Here is a 17582-nt window from a genome sequence, read left to right on the forward strand (position 1 = left end):
AAGGTTATGTTTAATCCTCGTTATGCTTTTAGTCATTTCTCTGATCCAATCCCTTAATACTCGCTATCCGAGTTTGTAAAAATGGTGCATAAAAAGTTAAAAACAAGTAGCAGTAGCCACTAAAACCGACAAAAAAGAAGATAGCTGGCGAGCGTGGAAACAATAAAAGAACAAATAACAGATAGGCAATCGTAAAAAGCTGTAATTGCCATTTTTGAAAAGATAAAATCATCGCATTCAACAACGTTTTTAAAAAGGTGTTTTGGAAAAGGGTCGTTTCCATGATAGCAAAAGGAAGGATCAACATCCCGTAGACCGCTAAAATAGCATAAATAATGACAAATATAGAAAAAATTGGAGAAAGTTCAACCATAAAAAAGAGAAATCCTATTGAAGCAATCAGACTGATGAGCAAATAGACAGGTAAACTATCCCAAGAACATGCCTTAGCGATGCTCCGCCAAAAAAATCGGAGATTGCTTTCCTGTTTCTTAATAATAAACTGATACAGCGATTCAAATAGTGCGATCAATGAAATAGCAAACAGAATCATAAAGAGACCCATTAAGATTAGATATAAAGTAACTCCTTGATAAATCATCAAATAAAGGTAACTAAACAGCGGTAAATTTACAACAATAAAAAAAAGATTGTTTATGACTACATAAATGATCTGTGATGCTACATCATATATTTTTTCTTCCCTTGTCATTTGAATACCCTCCCTAACCAATGTACTATTTTACGTATCTACCTTAACATAAAAGCGTTTTCTTGTAACGGCTATTTCAATTAATTTTTCTCTTTGCTCATTCTTGCTTTTCTTCATATGACCAACTAATATAGGATGTTCTTTCTTTTTACGAACAAAACCGTACGCATTGGTTCAACTTTTAAAAAAGGTATCCCAGCTTTTGTCTGTAGACTATTTCCAGATGATTTTTAGACTTCTAAAATAACCGTTTTCTCTCTGACTCTTTCGCTCAAATTTTACTTCAACATCCATATTTCCTTTCAATTATTTAAATATTAAATAAAAAAAGTCTAATAATTTATTCTTTTATTCTCTTTATCCACACATTGATTCTTGCTATACTAAGAACGATTGAAAGTTGGAGGTGATGTGTGTGAAAGTGTACTATATTGAAGATAATGTATTCCATCAAGAAGAATTTCGTAAACAATATAATCGTAGTGCTAATTTAGCAGCAATTTCGTTAACCATCCCCTTGCCTTCTCAATTAGAAAAATTCTATGCTGACCTTGATTTTATGCCTATCCAAGACTCAGATATTTTTATTGTTGATATTGAATTGAACCGTTTTCATTCTGGGATTGATTTTAGCAAAAAAATTCGTCAAAGAAATCATTCTTGTTACATCCTGTTCTTGACGAATGACACAACTAAAGGAATGGAGATTATCAATCAAAATATTCGAGCAGATAAATATTATAGTAAAAAAGACATCACGGAAGCTGTAAATGGCTTGGAAGAATTATTGTTCAACCATTCGAATTTGCCACAAGGACAAAGTAAACTCATTAAAATCGAATCACTTTCTAAAATCTATTTAATCGACCCTAAAGAAGTCAATTACTTAAGTAAGATCACAGGTTCTCGTTCGACCATTGAATTTTTCTGTCAAACAGAATTTTTTTTGATTCATGGAAAAATTGAAGAACTAAAACAAACGTTTCAAAACTTTCATTTTTTCAATGATTTGAAGAGTTACTCCATCAATCCAGCTAATATCAAATTAGTAGATAAAAAGAACAATGAAATTGTGTTTAAAAACGATGATGCCTTGATCCTTAGCCGAAGAAGTATAAAAAAATTAGTTGATTTTATGGAACATCTGAAAAATGAAAATCATTTGGTTCAGTAGTCCTATACGTACAACAAAAAGCCACTTGCCTATTCAGTAAATAGGCAAGTGGCTTTTTGTTAATGGACTGTTTCCTTTTTCAAAGTTAAGATACAGTAAAAACGTTGCTCTTGTTTATCATACTTTAAATTCAATGCAAGATTCTCATTCTCTTCTACGATTTTTTTGACACTGTATAACCCAATTCCCTTACTACTTTTCTGACTGGTTGTTCCTTTTTGAAACAATTCAGTTAGATTTTTTCCAGTGTTTTTGCTGGGATTACTAAATTCAAAATAAAAACAATCCCACAAATGCTCAACGATGATCGTGATTTCTTTTTTTTCTTTCGCCATCGTTTGATCATAATGAACAAAAGCATTTTCGATAATATTTGTAAATAAGCGAATCATGTCATAGGAATTCATTGAAAGCTTGGGTATGATATGATTGACTTGGATTTTATAAGGTATCCCAAGCTCTTCTGCCCGCTTAACAAATTTGACAAAAACTCCTTGCAAGAGTGGATCATAAATTTTTTGTAACTTCATGTGTAAAGCATCGTTGAGTTGCGTTTCAAAAAACTCTTTTTCTTCCCCTACGATGGCTTCTATTTCGTTATGAATTTGTTTATTCTGTACAAGGTCTTCCATCACACTAACATAATTTTTATAATCATGACGAAATTCTTCTAGCTTTTGATAATATTCTTCATTTTTTTTCATGCTTTCCAAATAGATCTGATAGTATTCTTCCTTTTTTTCATTCAATAAAATCAAAAGCATAAGTAGTCCATAAAAGGAATTACTAGCAACTAAAATAAAAGAGGTTAAAAGGAAATCCAATGAATCCATCGAAAAAAGCAAATGATACCACAAAAGTGACATGAACATACATATAATCAAAAATGTCGAAAACAGACGATTTTTTTTATATGCGTATAGATAATTACTAATTCGAAACTTTTTATCTAATTCTTTCATTACAATTAGGATTGCCACTAAAAGCAAAATTTCTAGGATCGCATTCGCTAACAAGTCATAATTTTCTAAAAATCGTGGCACTTCAATTGTCAAAAAAACAGAAATGCCGATAAAATTTACACAAAAAGTATTTAATAAAAAAACAATAAATAGATTTCTTGTTTCCTGAAAAATATATTTTCCATTATAAAAATAAAGTAAAACCAAAAATACTGGCGTCCATTCAATCAGCCATATATTAAGTAGCGTTAATCCCAAACGAATGAAGCAATCCATAAAAATCCTTTTTTTTGCAAATAAAATGAGACCTATCAGTGCAAAATTAAGATGAACCACTATAATATAAATAATCACTTCCATTAACCCATCCCCCTAAGCAAACCAGTTTATCATTTTCAAACATACCACTTTTTCATTAATTGGTGCCTCCCCTTTTGACAACCAATAACATTACTGTTATAAGATAACATGAATAATAAAAAATACTAGAAAAATCGCAAGCATATTTAGAATATTTGAAAAATTTAATTTTTATTTAACCACCTTAGAGCTTAACTGTAAAACTGAATCTCACGTTACCTTAACCTTCTCGATTAGATGGAAATCCAAGTTTCATTTATTCATCTTTTTTTAGTAGCATAGAACTATCCAAACTATTTCAATCAATGAACAGTCTTCTTTGATCAGCATTTGCACCATCCTTAATAAAACAATACAAAAAAATAAGCCAAAGATAGCTTAAATACAAAAAGTAATTTTGGCTATCTTTGGCTTATTTCGCTAATTTCAATATTAAAAATCTGGATTTCAATCATTTGAATATCCCTGTTAACCAGCTCCACTATATTTTTATCAATAAAAGGAACTAAGGGGCATTGACAATTGTCCATTCCACCTGTGATGAATATTCCCCAGCATATCCACCGGGTTGCACATTTAGATAAAAATAGTTTTCTGAATTTTGTAGAATGCTGTAATTCCGGACATTATTATTAGTTGTTACTTCAGTCATAGGAAGTGTGATCGGATGTTCTTTTTCGATGACTTGTGCCGTATCACCATTTTGATAAAAAAGAGTGGCTGGTAATACTTGTTTACCATCTTTAAACTCTTCAGTTTGTGACACATTAAGTTTCCAATTCATCGGTTTTCCAGTTGTATCTTCTACTAAAAGATTGGCTGCCTGTGTCAAATTTGTTTGAATCGTATGACTAGCAACGGGGATTGACATGAAAGTCAGAAGATCTGGTACGTTTACAAATCTCACAACCCCCGCTTCTTTGATCACCTTAAATGTTTCAATATTTGATTGTTGTTGTTTTTCATTTTTAACATAAACTTCAAATTGATTTTCTCCTGCTGCTAAGTCTGCAAGTGTGAAATTCTTTGAAAAATCAACCATATTTCCAGGTTGTGTATTCGCAATCGAATCTGAATCATTCAGCTTTTTTTCAACACCATTTAACTTATAATAAATATTGATCCACGAACCACTATCGGCTTTCCACTTGCCACTCAAGGTAAACCCTTGATCCCCCGGGTAAAGAACGAGCGTTTGATTAGCAAGATTATTTGCCAGTTCAATCGTAGGAGGTGAAGCAGGTTTGGTCATTCTTAAGACCGTTGAATCTTGTGCTGACTCACCATTACTTTTTTGAATCATCAAAGTCACATTATTCACTTCTGAAACTGATGGTAGCTGACTCAGGTCAACAGGTACACGAAATGTGCCATCACTCTTGAAGCAAGACAATAGTTCATCAGTGTTCATTATCATCCCATTGATTGTTAAGTAAGCTGTGAGATCGTCCAAAGGACCACTCCATTTACCTGTTAGCGTGATCTGCTCGGAATCTAATTCTAGATTTTTGCTCGTATCATCAAAAGATAAGGCTAACTTTTCTGATTGAAAGCTTGGCATTTCAGCAGATAAAAAATGAGTAAATCCAATATCTTTTTTCATACTATCCCAAACAGAAGCACGCAAGACAAATTTATCCTTAGTGACTGCTTTTTCTGTGACTTTGGCACGATAGGTGATCGTCATTGAATCACCCGTTTTTTCCAATAATCGATAAACCGAGTAATTGTCACTATAAGGACCATCAGAGATACCGTCTGAAGCGAGCGGCAATATTTCTGTAATCCGCCCATCATAGGACTTGGAATCTCCAAATTCTGTATGTCCATAAAAGTTATAAGCCGTTATGATGTCATAGGCAACTTCCTTAGATGGAGCCATCAAATTTCCGTTACCTGTTACACCACCATGTTTATAAACAAGTTCGGGTTCTCCTAATAATTCCAACCCTTGCTCTTTATCAGGAAAAACCGTCACTAACGTTGATTGCTTATACTCTTCTTCAAGGTTTGTATCATCTTTTTTTTCTAAAACTGTTGTAACTGTTATCGTATCCCCAATCGCTGTATAATTTGGATTCCCATCTTTTACATAGGTGATTTTAGCATGGATATGTCCACCATAGATGTCAGCTTCTGATTGTCCATCAGGCCATGAATCCGCAACAACTGACTTAGTAGAGAAGGCTAGCTGAAAGAGACTGAACAAAGCAAAATAGGCGACTAGAAATACTAATTTTTTATTCACTTTTTGCTTTTTCATTTCCTTCCTCACCTACCTTTTTGTTGGAACAGTTTGTAACTTAAGAACACAATGATCCCTAATAGTAAGCCGCCTATCCCAATGATCATCGGCAGATAAGATACTTCTGCTTTTTCTTCTGTAATTGCTTCATCATTGATTTTTTTGGCATTTTCTGGTTTGATCGTAAATGTTTTTGCTAAATGCCATTTCTTTTGATTATTTTCTGTTTTCGCATCCACTGTTAACATATAAGTTCCCGGATCGATTTTCTTCTTGTTGACACTGATCGGAAAATCAAAGTTCGTATTGGGTGCGATCGACATATGATCTTTGTTTGCTGTATACAACACTTTTGATGAGCCTTTTTTAGTGATCGTCGCTTCCGTATGAACTTGACTGATGATCGTTGATGTAGGATTTTGTAAATGTGCAAAAATCGTTGCATACGAATTTTGTAACCCAGTTCTTACAGAAATTAATTTCAAATCTGGTGAGACAGGTTTACTGTTGTTCCTAAGCTCAACCCCAATAACATAAGCATACTTATTTCGAATCGCTGTTCCAGAAACTTTTTCACTTTGGTTCTCTTTTTTCGTTACATGGATACCTCCTAAAAGAATCCCATCAAATGATTCTTTTGGCATTTTCAATTGAAAGTGCACGTCTTTTGCTTCTCCAGCTGGAATTGTTACTTCCTTTGCATCAGTGGTTAAGCAATCACTGACTTGGTATTTGGCAGAGGCATCCTTTTTAACTGTTCGTTGATTATAATCGATCACACCGTTTGTGTTGGTCGCTGCATTGTTGATCTCTATTTCAAAGACACTTTCTTTTTCTCCGACATTGGATAAATGAATGGATAGGTCGCGCGTTTCATTTGGTGCTTCAGTTAAATCAAAATAAGATACATCTTTATTTGTTTGTTCTTCAGGTATATTTGCACTTACACTATATGCAGATTCAGCTGAATCTGCATATAAGGTAAGCGAATTGACACCAAGGATTCCCCAAAATCCGATGATGCCTGTGACTAAACAAATAAAACGATGATGACGTTTATGCATCATTGTGCATCAGTTGGACCTGCAGTAAGGGTCCAAGTAATCGTTGCGGTATACTCTTTTGCTTGAGCAGAACCAGCAGGAACAGTCAATTGAACATTTGTATTGTTTCCTTCTTCTCCTTCAAATACATCTAACCAAGTTCCCTGACCATTCAGACTTTTTGCCGTCATAACTGGTTGAGCTTCATGATTGTTAAAAGTGAAATCAAAAGCATCAGGTTTGCCGCTGATGTTATCAGAAGTCGTTCGAGTATCTCCATTCGCAAATGATAGGATTGCTCCTTTTAATTCAGTGCTGTCAGCTGCTGAAAATTTTGAAGCAGTCGCAGTTAGTGACCAGCCACCAGCTACTCCTCGTTTATCTGTAATTTGAACAAATGGTTTTGCATTTGCTGCGACATAGACTTTTTTATTTTGTGAAATTTCTTGTGTACCAAAACTGATATTGGACACATAGTCAATTGAAAGTGGGCCTTGATCGCCAGTTCCATGATTGTTAGGATCATCTGGATCTACTTCGTCTGGTTTGTCGATTGGATCATCTGGATTATCTGGATTCACTGGTTTGTTGGAATGGGTATCATTCCCTTCGAATGTGATCTTTGCTGTTGAAGTAGCTGAATCACTCATTTCTTCTGCATAGATGGTCATACTCATGGTATTAATGGCTAACACACTTAATAATGTAGTTGCTAGAATATTTTTTTTCATGTTTCTTCTCCTTTAGATTAAGCTGGTGCGTCTGTTAATGTCCAAACAAGTGTGGCAGAATAAGTTCCTGCCAAGTTACCAGAAGGTACTTTTAATGAAACAGCTTCTGCTGACATCTGATCTTCCCAAGTCCCTAGACCGGTTGTTGCGGCAGCAAACATAATATTTTGCGCATCTTTATTTACTGTTACCGTTGCCGTTTCAGCTGCCGGAGATTGATTCTCTGTCACCGTTTTTGCTGTCCCTGCTGGCAAGCTTAGTTCAGCCCCAGCTAACGCAACACCATTTTCAGTATAAAATCCTGCTTTTTCACTATCATAGCTAACTTGTAAGTTCCAACCTGCACCATTTCCTCGTAGATCAGATATTTGTGTTTCAACAAATTCATCTGAATTCCCAGCTGTATAGTTTTTTGTTTCACTAGCGATTTTTTGTGTACCGAAGTCAATATTTGAGATATAGTCAATACGTAAAGCACCGGTGTTTCCTGTGGGAATATACGTACCTGGTACATCTGGTGGATCAATTGGATCCGTTGGTTCATCCGTTTCATCTTGTTTCTCTAACCCAACTTTAGCGATACTTGTGCCATGAGTATCATCGGCTATTTCTGCATAAACGGTTGTTGCCTTCGCACTAATAACGAATGTGCTAAATAGTGCGATTGTTAAAACTACTTTTTTCATTTTTTTCCTTCTTTCCTTTTCTCAGTAAGAGGAAACCTCCTGCTACTGTTACAATGAGTCCACCACAGATCATCAAAGAACTACTCTGCTGATCAATTGTTTTTGGGAGCTTTCTTTGCATCATTCTTTTTGTCTGCCCGTCTTTCTCTTTTGCCAGATCTTCTGATGATGCATTTGAAGGATTTGGTACAAAGCGGATCCCCGCTGTGCTTTGTACAGATTCAGCGTAGACAATCATTGTTCGCGTATATGCCTCAATGGTCAAAAAAATAAGGAACAAAAAGAAAACAATCGTCATCTTTCTCATCCACTTACCCTCACCTTTCTCTTTACAGCAAATGTAACAAAACCTCCTTTTTTTAATCTTCGCTCAATTGGGTAAATCCTATTTTACTTATATTCATTCTAAAAAAAGGCGTTTGAAACCGTTTAACCTTGCAATTTTTGCTTTTTTTGTCTTAAAAGATGAATCGAACGACTGACTGATAACAAATCGGTGTGATAGATCAAATTTCAAAATTGTTGTAGAGACAGTCAAATAAATACTTTGCTAACAATAGTTGGCTGTTTCTAACAATCTCAAAGAATATTCCACCACATTTTTCAAGCCATTAAGTATTCGTTTCACTATTTATTATGTAGACACTTAACTACGCTTCTGTCCTTAACGAAGACTCTTACAGCAATAAAAATTGACCGTAATTAAGAAGAAAGAAAAAAATCAATGGTGAACGTTTCACCCAAATCTATTGACAGAAAATTCAATTTTTTACTTTTTTTGTCTTGACACTGTCCATCATTGCTTCTATAATGAACAAAAATCATTGATAGAGAGAGTAACGAATAATAAGCATTTTAGAGAGCGATTGGTTGGTGGAAAATCGTAGGTCTATTATTTGTGAAAGTAACTCTGGAGATGCACAAGTGACGTTAGAAGTTTGTGCCGGCGATCCCCGTTATCGGATAATGCGCTTCACTATTAGTGAGTCGCTAAGAGATTGTTTATTCATAAACAAAAAAAAACGGTGGTACCGCAATGTCAATTGCCCGTTGGAATAATTATTCCAACGGGCTTTTTGTGTTTTTTCACCAAAGAAAGGAAAAGATTTATGCAAATTTTTAGACAAAGACGAGTCAGACGTTTAGCTTCATTTCATTTATGTTAACTAAACGATTAAGGAGTTATTTATGATGGAAAAATTATCAACAAAGAAATTATTTTTATTAGCTTCACTCATTTTCGGAATGCTTTTTGGAGCAGGTAACCTTATTTTCCCTGCTCATTTAGGTCAACTTGCAGGTAGTCATTGGTTATCTGCTGGGATTGGTTTTTTGATCTCCTCTACTTTATTACCTTTAGCTGCACTGATTGCCTTAAGTAAAACACGCTCAAGCGGGTTGTACGATTTTGCTAAACCAGTGGCTGCGTGGTATGGTACCTTATTTCTTATTATGAACCATATGGCCTTAGGACCTTTATTCGCCACTCCCAGAACTGCTGCATTAGGATATCAATTTAGTTTAGGAATGATTTTACCAGAAAAGTATACAACGATTGGCTTATTTATCTTTTCGGTTATTTTCTTTGGCTTAGCCTATTATTTATCAACTCGTGAATCAAATTTATTAAAAATCATTGGAAAATATTTAAACCCATTATTTTTAATTTTACTATTCGCTGTGTTTATCGTCGCTTTGATTCTTCCCTTAGGGCCATTGGATGCCAAGCCTGTACTGGATTACCAACAAGCAGCAACTACCAACGGCTTTATCGAAGGATATAATACAATGGACGCATTAGCCTCATTAGCTTTTGGAATTACGATCATTCGTGCGCTTCAAGGAATGGGGATTCATGATGAAGATCAGATTGCTAAAAATACTGTAAAATCTGGTCTATTAACGATGGTTTTATGTGGTGGTATCTATTTGGGGATTATTGCATTAGGTACGATGTCTTTAAATCGCTTTGGTATCTCCGAAAACGGAGGGATTGCATTAACTCAAATCGTCCAATCCTATTTTGGTAAAGTGGGATTGATTTTTATGGCCTTGATGACGCTGTTAGCAGTTTTCACTTCTGCGATGGGATTGATTGCCTCATTTGCCCAAGATTTCTCTGTCCGCTTCCCTAAGATCGGCTATAAAGGATGGCTACGAATCACTACATTACTTTCTTTTATTACCGCAAACTTTGGACTTGACACCATTATTGCTTGGACCATGCCATTTTTAATGATTCTTTATCCTCTTTCCATGGCAATGATCATCCCAGCACTTTGCTCTGCCTTTTTCCAAAATCGCAGAATCGTTTATCAATTGACGACAATCTTTACAGCCATACCTGCTTTATTTGATGGTATCAAAGCATTACCTATTCAAAATCATTTGACAACAAATTTAACCAATTGGTATGTTCATACGATTCCATTTGCTTCCAGTGGTGTTGGTTTTATCCTGCCAGCAATCAGTGGCTTTATCATAGGCGTACTGTATTGTTTAATTTTTAAACAAAGAACTGAGTTAGACCCTTCTCTATCTAATTGAGTCTTGTAACGGACAAAGAGAAGTTTTACCGAAATATGACGCTTCATTTGATAATTTGAGTGAAGCCAGAAGAAAGAAGCAAAAAAGAACAATGTTGATTATCTTTTGATAAACGCATTGTTCTTTTGCTAGTTTTCATTGATTGACCTGATCTTGTAAGAGAATTTGATTGTTGATCAGATCTGAGATAAACTCTGTGATATATTTTTCTTTTTCTTCATTAGAATAGTCACCAGAATCAGCAAATCGTATTAATACTTTTTCTTTTACATGACTAAGTGCTACATTTGTTTTTAATAATTCAAATATATAGATCGATACTTCATTATCTAAAAGATAGATTTCATCATTCAAGGAAAGATAGAGGTCGTTCCCTAATTTCTCATAGGCCAATTCGCCGTTCAGTCTCACCTAATCACGCTCCTTCAGGTCATTTCTGTCTGTTTCCAGATACGATACATTTGATTTTTTATTAACTCTTGCAATAATTGACATTCAGAGCGATCCACTCCATGAATATCATTGGTATGATAATAATGTTGCGCACGACAACCACCACCGCATAAATAGCGAAAAGAACAAGTTTGACAACCAGATAAATGATGGATATTTTGAGATTCAAGCAATTCTATCTCTTTATGGTTATAAATATCAGCTAATTTGTTTTTTCTGATATTACCTAATTTATAGTCATCTGTCTCCAATAATTTACATGCAAAAATATCCCCAACTGGATTGATAACGAACTCTCCCAAACCCAAACCACAAGATTCTTTAATTGTAAATGGCTTTAAAAATGCAGATCGTTGAGCACTTTTTTCTTTGCACTCGATTTCTTTTCTTTCTTCAAAAGATAATGAAATATCTGCCATACTACCTCTTCCTAATTCGCTAAATCCACCTAATTTATAGGCGATTCCATTCTCTTTAAAAAACTCAATCGTTTGATCAACTGATTTTAAGTTACAGTTGGTAACGGTTGCATTAACGTAAATATTATGGAAACCGATATCTAAAAGATTACGGATACCTCTCATTGCTATTTCATAACAACCTCTACCACGGTTCTTGTCATTTTCTTCTTTATCAATCGAATCCAAGCTGATGGTCATTGATTCGCATCGATCTGCCAAGAATTGTGCATTCCTTTTTTTTCCAATCAAGGTTCCATTAGTGATCAAACCAACCGATAAACCTAGTTGATAAGCATAATCGATATATTTTAAAGAATCATGATTCAGTCCTATTTCTCCACCAGTAAAAATGACTTTTTTTACACCACAGTCTTTTAATTGATCTAATAGTTGGAACCATTCAATAAAAGACAATTGATCCGGATAGTTCTTGGTCATATCTGCTTCTGCGTAACAATACAAACATTTTAAATTACATTGATGTGTCAACGCCAAATAAGCGGTTTCAGGAATGGTGACTTCATTTTTTTTTACTTTTAATGGCTCATCTAATAGAAGCTGAAAGATTTTTAGTTTTTTTTGCGTAGACTCGGATAACGCTGAATACTTTCGTAGCTTCACCAACTCTAACTCTTCTTTAGAAATCACTAGCCAGCTGCTTCTTAGAACATTATGGAGAATCACTTCATCAAGAAAAGGATAAGCGTATAAATTTTCCTTGATTTTCATAGATCACTCACCTCTTTTATTAGCATCACAAACGAATAATAACATTTTGACTATATTAAATAGGAAAATAAAGTCGCCTTTTTAACAGGGGAGTTTTGTAGGGCAACTTTATTTTCCAATTAAAAATGGACATCGGAAGACTAGATTAAGAACCGTTACCAATCAATAACCCACAAGAACATGGGGACAAAACATTGCCAGAGATTTTTTTTAGTACAGGTTTCGTAAACATAACAAGTCTCCTTTCTGAACTTTTAGGAAAAAGCACGATAATATTCATTTTTTTCCTAAATATAGTATAAACTTTGAATGAAAATATTGTCAATGACGGTTCGAGAGAAAAATTATTAAAACCTTAGTTATAAAATAAAAAAAATTAAACAATTTATGAGTTTCTTTTATATAACGCTAAAATTTCTAAGACACGTTGATTTGTTCTTCTGACTTATTTGATTGGATTCATTACTATCTATAAGTAAATTTGTTTTTATTTTATTTCATCACCTCAAATTTCCATAGTGATCATAAATTTCCGTTAAGTTATTTTAAATAACGATTTTTTAAGTTTAAATTTGAAAAACACTGCTTTATCTGTTTATTTTATTCTAAACATAACGATTATTTAACGAACAAATCTATTTTTTTCATAAGAATTTTAGTATAATTACAATCTATAAAGTATATTTAATTCCTCATCAATCTGAAACTAACTTTTGGGTCATAAGGACTTTATTTTAATTCTATACCACGGTGTTTAAATAAGTGGTTTAATTTTTAGGAGGGATATATTGAAAGGTTATTATTCAGTACAAGAATTAGCCGACCAACTTGGTGTGACGACTCGTTCAATTCGAAACTATCTGCACGAAGGGAAATTAAAGGGAACAAAAGTTGGAGGAAAATGGAAGTTTTCTGAACAAAATTTGTTTGATTTCCTTTACGGTGACAAGGAAAATCTAATGATCCAAAAAGATTATCAAGTGACGCTTGATGTCCCTGTCACATTAAAATTATCTCTTGTAACAGATGATTTTCACGAAATGGATGCCTTTAAAGAGCAACTTTTTAACTATCATTCAGAGGTTTATGCTAATAAAAATGATCGATTGATCCAATACACGCATTTCAAAGAAAATGAATATGATATCTTAATTGGTGGTAACTTTAATTATGTCACTAATTTCGGGTCATGGATCTATGAACAACTACAAAAACAAACATCCATTTCACTAAAAAAGAATTAGTTTTTTATTTTGAAAGAGAGACTGTGAAAGAAACGATCTGCTCTGATGACAATAAGCCTGAATTTTTTGAAACAGCTTCCCATGTTTCAAAAAATTCAGGCTTATTTCAAGAACTCGATGCATAAACACCGTGTATAAGAGATTGCGAAAAGAGCGTTTGACCTGATTCCTCGCCAAGTAAAAACTACGACGAGTAATCGTTGGAGCAATCAAGATAAAAATCTCGAAACAGCTCCCCATGTTTTGTGGATTTTTGTCTTATTGGCAAAGGTCAGCTCTTTGAATGTCGTTTACTGTTTTTTTTTAGATTCTAAATTTATTTTTTTCCTATTTCTTGTTTCTATAATAATGGTAAGTAGCTTTAACCCTTACCCCCTTGAAAGGATGGATATAGTTTCATGCCACCATCTACAAATAAAGTAATTCCTGTCACATAACTGGATTCATTAGAAGCGAGCCAAGCAGCAGCAGCGGCGACTTCCTCGGGTTTACCCACTCGTTCCATTGGTATCATGCTTTCTAGAATTTCTTTTTCTTTTGGATCTTCAAATTTTTCTGCATTAATCGGAGTTTTGATCGCCCCTGGTCCAATACTGTTGATTCGAATATTTTCTGGTGCGTACTCCATGGCTACTGTTTCTGTAAACAGCTTGACACCGCCTTTTGATGCTGCGTAATGAGCAAATGTCGGCCAAGGGATTTGTTCGTGAACGGAGGACATGTTGATAATATTACCTTTGATCTGATGAGTTTTAAAATAATTCAACGCTGTTTTTGTCCCTAAAAATACGCCTGTTAGGTTCACCTTTAACACTTTCTCCCAATCTTCTAATTCCAGCTCATGGGTTGGTTTTTGCGTTTCCATACCAGCATTATTGACCCAGATATCTAAACTTCCGAATGTTTCGATTGCTGCTTTGAGCAGACGATCCATCCCTTCTTCTGTACTGACATCCGCTTCGACAGCTACTGCTTTGCCACCATTTTTTTCGATCTCGGCTACTGCTTCTTGTGCCCCTTCTTCATCCGAATGATAGTTGACAACCACACACATTTTTTCTTTACCAAAGCGTTCACAGATTGCTTTACCGATCCCTTTTGATCCTCCAGTTACTACTGCCACCTTATTTGTTAGATCTTTATACATATACTTTCCACCCTTCTTTTTCACCTACTGCATACTTCCTATATCAAGTGTACAATAGCACCCTGTCTTTTAGGCAAACGATACGCTTATTCGATCGATTTACTTTTTTCTATAATAAAAGAGTCAGCAAGCTACTTGCTGACTCGAATGATTTCACCAAAAAAGGCTTTTTTATTGTCTTCAGTTAAATTCAATACTTTTATTTAAAATAATCCGCTGTCGCTTTTTCATCTGCTTTCAGTTGTTCAATCAATGATTCAACGTTTGGAAATTTCACTTGGTTTCTCAAAAAATGATGCCAACGGACTTTTACATGCTCTCCATAGATATCTTGAGCAAAATTTAAAATATATAATTCAACGGTAAGTTCACGATCATCACCAAAGGTATCATTATGACCGATTGATCCCATTGCTTGATACCACGTTTCACCAACTTTGATCTCTGAAACATAGACACCTTCTTTTGGAAGATGAACAGTACTTTTAACTTTGATGTTAGCTGTTGGGAATCCTAGCAGGCGGCCACGAGCATCGCCATGGACTACCACCCCTTCGACCTCGTAAGCAGCCCCCAATAAACGTGTTACTTCATTTATTTCTCCTGCGTTTAATAATTCACGTATCCGTGTCGAACTAATCTTCTCGCCACTGTCTTCTTCTTTTGGTACAGTGATGATTTCAAATCGATTTTTTGCATAACTTGGTAAGTGCGCTACATCTGCAATTTCTTTAGGTCCGTAAGTATAGTCAAAACCAGAAACAGCATATTTTGCATGAAGTCCTACGATATATTGATCAACAAATTCTTGTGGAGCTAAATGAGCAAACGATGACGTAAAATCGATTTCGTATAAATAATCAACACCTAATAAGGCCATTTTTTCTTCTTTTTGTTCCAGAGTAGTCAAATATTTTACTTGACTTGGATTTATTTTTTTGAAGACGATTGAAGGATGTTGGTTGAAAGTCATCAAAGCTAATTTCAATCCTTCTTTTTTAGCAATTTCTTTTCCCCGATTGATAACACGTTGATGGCCTAGATGTACCCCGTCAAAAAAGCCTAAAACAAGTACAACGTCTTCTGGTGGGATCTGATCTGCTTGATAAGGATGTCTAATTTTGATAATTTTCATTTTTATACCTCATTCCTCAACACTTTGCTTGGTTTTAATTTATTTTTTTCTTTTGGATTTGGCTGGTAAATACTTACTACTTTGTCTTGGTAAAAAAGTGCGATCTCTTCTGTCGGCATTTCTGCTAAGTTAAATACCTGATAATCTAAGCGCATACCATTTTTAACTTTTTCCCAAACACGATCACTAATGTCTACTCTCTTAAAACGAGCAACACCAGCTTCTAGTGGCAATAAATGTTCTTCAAAGGTTCCTGCAAGCATATAATCTGCTACTTGCTGTAAAGTGATTGCCTGCTCCTTCTTCATTCCTCCACTAGCTGTTCGAGTTAGATCGGACATGTGAGCAGGATAGCCTAATTTTTTCCCAGTATCAACAGCAAGCGTTCGTACATAAGTCCCTTTCCCGCATACTACCTCAAAACGCCAAGATAGCAACCCCTTCTCTTGGTCCCAATGCACGTCACTTGTTCTTTCAAAACGTTCAATCTGCGCTTTACGCACGGGACGTGTAACTGTTTCATTGTTTCTGGCATACTCATAAAGACGTTTGCCGTTCACTTTGACAGCTGAATACATCGGTGGTATCTGAGTGATTTCCCCGATAAAACTTTTCATCGTTTCATCAATTTCTTCATCACTGATTAATCGATCAACTGTTTTACTTTCGACGACCTCACCAGATTTGTCTTCTGTCGTTGTACTAAATCCTAATGTAATCTCTCCTTGGTATACTTTTCCTGCATCGCTTAAATATTCGATAACTTTAGTCGCTTTTCCAAGGCAAATCGGTAACACACCATCAACATCAGGGTCTAACGTACCACCATGACCAATTTTTTTCATATGTAAGATTTTTCTTAATTTAAATACACAATCATGACTTGTCATGCCACGTTCTTTCCACAAAGGTAATAATCCGTCCATGTTTTTTCTCCCTATCCAATAAAATATCAACTTTGTCATTATAACACATCCCACAATAATGTGACGATTTTACCTTTTTTCGCTACGTTTTTATTATTTGGCAACAAACTTGTAATAAAACTTCACAAACCTGTAAATACAATTCATGTTATTCTCTTAGACAAAGGCAAGCTTGAATCCTTCATTTGCAGCCTTTGATTAAAACGAGTCGCAGCTTTTAAGGAATAAATGATCCTAGTCTTCCCCAAAACAAAAAACTGAGGATCATATACGAATCTCGAAAAGAGTCTGAAGTATAAATCTAACTCTTAATAAACGGTGTCCAAGAAGCCACTTCTTAAAAATAAGAGAGAATTTTTCAAAATAAGAAAAGCTATTTTAAAAGATTCTCTCTTATTCGTTTGGAGTTGACCGCTTCTTTCACAACCTGTTCGAGACACGTACAAATTGCTCATTTTTTTCTCATGTATTCTGTACAGTAAAATTATGGTACTGTGCGTTTGTCATTTTAAACTACTTGCATTGTGTAGTTTGAACTTTTTTTCTAAAAAATTGGATGATGGTGTAACTGCGGTATCTCTGCTTTATAAAAAGCTAAAACTAAAAAACTACTAAAAAAGAGCTATAACCCCACTTCTTAAGGTTTATAGCTCTTTTTGTTTTAATCTTTATTTAAATTACGAAGCAACTCATCAATGTGGTTACCATACCCCACTGACTCATCTAATTCAAAAGTTAATTCAGGCGTTTTATAGATGCTTAAGTTGTGTCCTAATTCACGGCGAATCAGTCCACTTGCTTTTGCTAGGCCTTCCTGTGCTTTTTTCTTATCTGAAGCTAAGTCAGATAAAATACTATAATAGATGGTTGCTTGTTGTAGATCTCCCGTAACGTGGACATCAGTGATTGTCACGTTTTCTACACGAGGATCACGAACTTTTTTGCGTAAAATATCATTTACTTCTTTTAAAATTTCTTGACCGACTCGGCGGTCTCGATAGTTTGCCATATTGAGCGGCCTCCTAAA

Annotated in this window: 16 protein-coding genes and 1 other annotated feature; of the genes, 3 read left to right on the forward strand and 13 right to left on the reverse strand. The window is 34.8% G+C overall.

The window, feature by feature from the left end; translation table 11 throughout:
• Positions 1–28 precede the first annotated feature (28 nt).
• The gene (locus tag IGJ18_RS08435; protein WP_438843183.1) at positions 29–712 is read right to left on the reverse strand and encodes a hypothetical protein; all 684 of its coding nucleotides are present in this window, start codon (positions 710–712) and stop codon (positions 29–31) included.
• Between the two features lie 409 nt (positions 713–1121).
• On the opposite strand from IGJ18_RS08435, the gene IGJ18_RS08440 reads away from it, so the two are divergent.
• Entirely contained in the window at positions 1122–1886 is a 765-nt protein-coding gene (locus IGJ18_RS08440; protein ID WP_202606086.1) for a LytTR family transcriptional regulator DNA-binding domain-containing protein, read from the forward strand.
• Positions 1887–1945: 59 nt separating this feature from the next.
• On the opposite strand, the gene IGJ18_RS08445 is transcribed toward IGJ18_RS08440, so the two are convergent.
• From IGJ18_RS08445 to IGJ18_RS08470, 6 genes are all read right to left on the reverse strand, one after another.
• Entirely contained in the window at positions 1946–3208 is a 1263-nt protein-coding gene (locus tag IGJ18_RS08445; protein ID WP_063627240.1) for a sensor histidine kinase, read from the reverse strand.
• A 505-nt stretch (positions 3209–3713) separates the two neighbouring features.
• Entirely contained in the window at positions 3714–5471 is a 1758-nt protein-coding gene (locus IGJ18_RS08450; RefSeq protein WP_228196807.1) for a hypothetical protein, read from the reverse strand.
• Positions 5472–5479: 8 nt separating this feature from the next.
• Complete coding sequence (locus tag IGJ18_RS08455) at positions 5480–6520, reverse strand: DUF916 and DUF3324 domain-containing protein (RefSeq protein ID WP_240274115.1); 1041 nt, start codon at positions 6518–6520, stop codon at positions 5480–5482.
• On the reverse strand, positions 6517–7227 hold the full coding sequence (locus IGJ18_RS08460) for a WxL domain-containing protein (RefSeq protein ID WP_010737764.1): 711 nt from the start codon (positions 7225–7227) through the stop codon (positions 6517–6519). The genes IGJ18_RS08455 and IGJ18_RS08460 overlap by 4 nt, the downstream gene beginning before the upstream one ends.
• A 17-nt stretch (positions 7228–7244) precedes the next feature.
• The gene (locus IGJ18_RS08465) at positions 7245–7913 is read right to left on the reverse strand and encodes a WxL domain-containing protein (RefSeq protein ID WP_010718897.1); all 669 of its coding nucleotides are present in this window, start codon (positions 7911–7913) and stop codon (positions 7245–7247) included.
• Complete coding sequence (locus IGJ18_RS08470) at positions 7879–8220, reverse strand: LPXTG cell wall anchor domain-containing protein (RefSeq protein ID WP_438843184.1); 342 nt, start codon at positions 8218–8220, stop codon at positions 7879–7881. Before IGJ18_RS08470 ends, IGJ18_RS08465 begins: the two co-directional genes overlap by 35 nt.
• A gap of 508 nt (positions 8221–8728) precedes the next feature.
• Positions 8729–8967: a binding site (T-box leader), on the forward strand.
• Between the two features lie 134 nt (positions 8968–9101).
• On the opposite strand from IGJ18_RS08470, the gene brnQ reads away from it, so the two are divergent.
• Positions 9102–10460 carry a branched-chain amino acid transport system II carrier protein gene (gene brnQ, locus IGJ18_RS08475; protein WP_034698322.1) on the forward strand — a complete coding sequence of 453 codons (1359 nt, stop codon included), beginning with the start codon at positions 9102–9104 and terminating at the stop codon, positions 10458–10460.
• A 135-nt stretch (positions 10461–10595) separates the two neighbouring features.
• Here brnQ and IGJ18_RS08480 read toward each other — a convergent pair whose 3' ends face one another.
• Positions 10596–10871, reverse strand: coding sequence for a hypothetical protein (locus tag IGJ18_RS08480; RefSeq protein ID WP_010737768.1), 276 nt, complete (start codon positions 10869–10871; stop codon positions 10596–10598).
• A gap of 14 nt (positions 10872–10885) precedes the next feature.
• Positions 10886–12103, reverse strand: coding sequence for a radical SAM protein (locus tag IGJ18_RS08485; RefSeq protein ID WP_438843185.1), 1218 nt, complete (start codon positions 12101–12103; stop codon positions 10886–10888).
• A gap of 788 nt (positions 12104–12891) precedes the next feature.
• On the opposite strand from IGJ18_RS08485, the gene IGJ18_RS08490 reads away from it, so the two are divergent.
• On the forward strand, positions 12892–13347 hold the full coding sequence (locus IGJ18_RS08490) for a helix-turn-helix domain-containing protein (protein WP_010718891.1): 456 nt from the start codon (positions 12892–12894) through the stop codon (positions 13345–13347).
• Positions 13348–13708: 361 nt separating this feature from the next.
• On the opposite strand, the gene IGJ18_RS08495 is transcribed toward IGJ18_RS08490, so the two are convergent.
• The 4 genes from IGJ18_RS08495 to rbfA form a co-directional block, all read right to left on the reverse strand.
• Positions 13709–14494, reverse strand: coding sequence for a glucose-1-dehydrogenase (locus IGJ18_RS08495; protein ID WP_034698325.1), 786 nt, complete (start codon positions 14492–14494; stop codon positions 13709–13711).
• A gap of 199 nt (positions 14495–14693) precedes the next feature.
• A complete protein-coding gene (ribF, locus tag IGJ18_RS08500) occupies positions 14694–15629 on the reverse strand; it encodes a riboflavin biosynthesis protein RibF (RefSeq protein WP_010718889.1) in 936 nt (311 codons plus the stop codon).
• Positions 15630–15631: 2 nt separating this feature from the next.
• Positions 15632–16555: a tRNA pseudouridine(55) synthase TruB gene (gene truB, locus IGJ18_RS08505; protein ID WP_010718888.1), complete on the reverse strand. Its 924-nt coding sequence runs from the start codon at positions 16553–16555 to the stop codon at positions 15632–15634.
• Positions 16556–17216: 661 nt separating this feature from the next.
• The gene (rbfA, locus tag IGJ18_RS08510; protein WP_010718887.1) at positions 17217–17564 is read right to left on the reverse strand and encodes a 30S ribosome-binding factor RbfA; all 348 of its coding nucleotides are present in this window, start codon (positions 17562–17564) and stop codon (positions 17217–17219) included.
• Between the last annotated feature and the right edge of the window lie 18 nt (positions 17565–17582).

Source organism: Enterococcus sp. AZ078 (genome assembly GCF_051714985.1).
In the GTDB taxonomy this organism is placed as follows: Bacteria; Bacillota; Bacilli; order Lactobacillales; family Enterococcaceae; genus Enterococcus_B; species Enterococcus_B hirae.